General features: G+C 64.2%; 3 protein-coding genes. All 3 read left to right on the top strand.

Features of this window, described 5'->3' with window-relative positions:
• Positions 1-140: 140 nt before the first annotated feature.
• The 3 genes from AC06FE_RS19495 (at position 141) to AC06FE_RS19485 (ending at position 4176) form a co-directional block, all read left to right on the top strand.
• A complete protein-coding gene (locus AC06FE_RS19495; protein WP_478073984.1) occupies positions 141-1088 on the top strand; it encodes a DUF4123 domain-containing protein in 948 nt (315 codons plus the stop codon).
• A 101-nt stretch (positions 1089-1189) separates the two neighbouring features.
• Entirely contained in the window at positions 1190-1771 is a 582-nt protein-coding gene (locus tag AC06FE_RS19490) for a DUF3304 domain-containing protein (RefSeq protein WP_225591987.1), read from the top strand.
• Positions 1768-4176 carry a T6SS phospholipase effector Tle1-like catalytic domain-containing protein gene (locus AC06FE_RS19485; protein WP_446542174.1) on the top strand — a complete coding sequence of 803 codons (2409 nt, stop codon included), beginning with the start codon at positions 1768-1770 and terminating at the stop codon, positions 4174-4176. The genes AC06FE_RS19490 and AC06FE_RS19485 overlap by 4 nt, the downstream gene beginning before the upstream one ends.
• Positions 4177-4400: the final 224 nt, after the last annotated feature.

Genomic DNA, 4400 nt, shown 5'->3' with positions numbered 1-4400 from the left:
CAAGAAGAAGTCATTCGTGGGCCCGGTGCAGGGCGACTATCCGTTGCCGCTGTTCCCGAAGTCCATCTGCGTGGAGTGCATGCTGAAGGCCGCCGCGTCCGGTGCGCCATTCGCGGCATTGCAGTAAGGAGGAAGCGACGTTGTCCTCCTGTCATGCAAACAATGCACTGCCTTCGGCCGCGTTGCCCGCGTTGGCGGCCACCATCGCCGGTGACGGCGATCTTGCCTGTTGGGCGTTGCTGGATGCGGCCCTGGTCGATGCCGGGCGGGTGCAGGCGGTCTGCGCCCGGCATGGCATGCAGGTCACGGCGGCCTATGCGGGCTCGGAGCTGGATGCCTACGGCGAGGTGGGCGTTCTGCTGCTCTCCCTTGCCGGCAGTGAGGTTCAGCGCACCGCGCAGGTCCTGCAATTGCTTGAGCTCGCAATGCCCGCGCCGGCGCTGAGCTGGTTGTACGGCAATGCCGATGTTGGGCAGTTGCAGCGGTTGTGCGCCTATCTGGGCATGGCGCGCGTCGCCGAACGCGGGCAGCCCATCCACTGCCGTTTCGCCGATACGCGTGTGCTGCCGGTGTTGCTTTCCGAGTTGTCCGCCACGCAGGCTGCGCGCGTGAGCGGATGTGTCGCGCAATGGGGCTGGGTGGACCGCAACGGGCAGTACGTGCAGTGGCGTGCAGCTCCGGACGGGGCAGTCGCCGATACACACGAGCACCTGCACCTGTCCGTGGCCCAGTTCCGTGCGCTGCGCGCCGCCGCCGAGCCCGATGCGATCTTCATGATGTTGTGCGAACAGACCCCCAGCCTGGTACCGGAGGCACGCGTGCGCGGCGACTTCCATGCCCGGATCACGCAGATCCTGCAGACGGCGTCCCGCTTCAACGTGCAGGATCTCAAGAGCCGCCTGCAGTTCGTGGTGCTCAGCCTCAGCTGCGGGGAGGACTTCCACACCCTGCCGGAACTGCACTCCACCTGGGAAGGCGTGCGAGCGGGGGAGTTCCTGCTGGTCGACAAGATGCCGCTGTGGGGCAATGCGGTCTGGGAACGGCTGGAGTACCGCCGTCCGGAGGAAGAACGCGGGGTGCTGCCATGAGGGGTACGGCATTGCAGCAGAACACCACCACATCGCAGCGGTCCGTTGATGACCGCAAGCATGACCACGGCGGGCGCAGGACGCCCGCAAGGATGGACCGAATGAAGCCTGCCCTTCCGTATTTCCATGAACGCCGCAAACCATTGGCACGTACGATGAGGCGGCACTGGCAGGTACTTCTCGGCGTTTGCCTGCTCTCGCTGGTGAGCGCCTGCGGGGCAAAGTCTGGTCAGGACGACACGGCCATGGGCAGCATCGATGGATACAACTCCACCGATCAGGCCATCACGCCGTTCTACGTGAACAACCACGGCGGCGTCAGCATCAACGCTTACTCCGGTGGTGGCTCGGTGTGCTGCATCCTCTACCCGAGGAAATGGCATCCCGGGTTGACCGCCAAGGTCAAGTGGGCGACCAGCAGCGGCAAGTCCGACGGTGACCCGACCCAGACCTGGCATGAGGCGGAGGTTCCGATCGAGCCTTATGACGTGCCCGGTTCGATGAATGTGCATTTCCTGCCGAATGACGAGGTGCGGATCGTGATCTTCAACGGTTCGCCGCGCGCGGAAGGCTACAAGGGGCCGCCCTATCCGGAAGCACCGCCGGGCTGGTCGACGCGATCGGACGTTGAGGACGCAGGTGTGCCGCCCGTACCGGCTGCCCCGCAGGGAGAAACCAAATGAGCAAGTTCGAGGCAGGCTGGTGGGCGGTTGATCGTCGTGGCGACGGTTCGACGGAGGCGTGGTTCTTCGCCGATGCGAAGCATGTCACTGGAACGGCCTTGTTGCTGCCCAACGGCGACCAGTTGCTGTACTTCCGCCCCACCAAGGAGAAGCCCTTCCTGTTGCGTGACTGGAAGCCCAGCTATGAACGCCTGGGTAGCGCACCGCCGGGCGACAGCTGGGACAACGACAAGTACGGGGCGAAGGCAAATGCCACCATGCAGATGCCGAAGGACTTCCCGCGCCAGAACCGCAAGCCCAGCGCGCAGGAACTGTCCGGGCGGGCCGGCAAGGCCGACCTGGGCAAGGCCGACGGCCTTGACTGCATGCGCGAGCTGCATGTCGGGGTGTTCTTCGACGGCACCAACAACAACATGCTGCGCGACCGCGGCAGTGCGGGCCATTCAAACGTGGTCACGCTGTACGACGCGCACAAGTCCGACGACGTGGAGTACTTCAAGTTCTACCTGCCCGGAGTGGGCACGCCGTTCCCCGAGATCGACGAAACGGGGGAGGACAGCAAGGGAAAGAGCATGGCCCGCGGTGGCGAGGCACGCATCCACTACGCGATGATCATGCTGTACAACGCGGTTTCGCGTTCGGTCACCGGCACCGACCTGGTGCCGGCGGACGAAGCCAAGGTCCTGGTCACCGAGATCTGGAGGGGCTTGAAGACCCTGTATCGCGGCGGCAACGCCAAGATGATCCAGATATTCGAGGACATCGACCAACGCCTGCTGGCGAAGGTGAAGGAGAAGCGGCCGAACATTACCCGCGTCCACCTGACGGTGTTCGGGTTTTCGCGCGGCGCCGCGGAGGCGCGCACGTTCGCGAACTGGGTGAAGCTGGCCACGAAGGGGAAGGTGGGGCCGGCAGAGTTGAACATCCGCTTCCTGGGGCTGTACGACACCGTGGCATCGGTGCTGCTGGCCGATTCCTCGCCGGTGGGCGGCGGCTTCCTCGATTGGGCCAACGGCAGCATGGGCATTCCGGCCGGCGTCGAGCAGACCGTGCATTACTGCGCCGGGCATGAGATCCGGCGTTCGTTCCCGTTGTCCACGTTGCGCATGGGCGGGGATTGGCCGTCACCGGCCAAGGAGTTCGTCTACCCCGGCGTGCACTCGGATATCGGCGGTGGCTATGCCCCCGGCGACCAGGGCAAGGGGCGTGCGGGGCGCAGTGACATGCTCTCGCAGATCCCACTGAGCGACATGTATTTCGAAAGCGTCAATGGCGGCGTGAAGCTGCTTCCGCTCAATGAGCTGCCTGCCAATATCAACAGCGACTTCAAGATCGAGCCGACGCTGCAAAGTGCATTCTCGGCCTACCTGCAATGGACGCCGACCAACGAGAAGGGCGAGAACGTCAGCGGCAGCAAGCGCGGCCACATGGAAGGGCGCATGCAGACGCAGATGCAGCACTACTGGCGTTGGCGCGGGAAGTACACCAGCGACGCCGCGCTGAAGACGCTCAAGAGCTGGTCCGCGGCCAGCGCGCAGGACAAGGCGGACCTGGAAGAGGGCAACAAGGACTGGCAGGTTGACCTGCAGCGTGCCCGCGACGCCCACAAGCCGAGGACGGTGACGGTGCCCATCGGCCTGGTAGGGGTCCCGATCAATCTGTCGGCCTCGCCCTCGCAGGTGCAGAAGGACGTGGTCAGCGCGGTGGATGCGACGGCGCCGATTCCTGCCGACGTCGACCGCTTCTTCGACGACTACGTGCATGACTCGCACGCGGGCTTCTGGATGCTTGGCCCGATCACGCGCATCGACAAGGCGATCTTCATCAACGAGATCCGCAAGCGCAACGCGCTGCGGGAGCACCACCTGGCACTGGCGAAACAGTACAGCGACCTGCGCAAGCACGACGAGGCCGGCCGCGAGTACATGCAGGCGCTGTCCTATGAGCTGAACCGGTTCGAGCAGCAGGTGCTGGCCGCCAACAGCAAGGACGTGGACGTCGAGGACGAGAACAGTGCAGGGAATGTGCCGTTGATGCGCGATTCGGATGCCAAGGACCTGCGTGACAACATGGGCATGGAAGGCTGGGTCGTGAAGAACGTGGTGGGATCGGGCACGCGCCGTGAACCCAACGGCGTCGGCCAGTACCGTCACATCATGGACCGCGACCACGAGCGCTTCCTGCAACCGATGAAGGAAGTGGAGTACCAGCGTGATCGCGCGATCGATGCAGCCAAGGAGAAGGTCCAGGAAGGTGTTGACGGTGTCCGCCAGAAGGCCGAGGAGATCAAGGACGGTGCGGCGCGTGCGGTGGATCGCGCGGTCGACAACGCGATTGATGCCGGCAAGGACGCCGTGATCGATGGACTCAAACGTGCGATCCCCAACGGGATGCCGCGGTTCTGATCACTGCGGCAGTCCTGCCAGACGACACGACGCGAGGCCCCGGTGGGCCTCGCGTCGTCATGGCCTGAACTGTGCGTTGTTGCCCGATTTGAAGCTTTGCCGATTCATTTATTTGAATTCGGCATGGAATGTCACGTTCCTGTTTTCTGATAGATTCGCCGGCAAGGGGGAATGCACGGCTATCCGCTGCGTGTCGGGCGGGCTGTCACAACTTCTGGGATTGG

The sequence above is a fragment of the Stenotrophomonas sp. Steno-C18 genome, from assembly GCF_056393195.1.
This window is presented reverse-complemented; position numbering and strand designations above follow the sequence as displayed.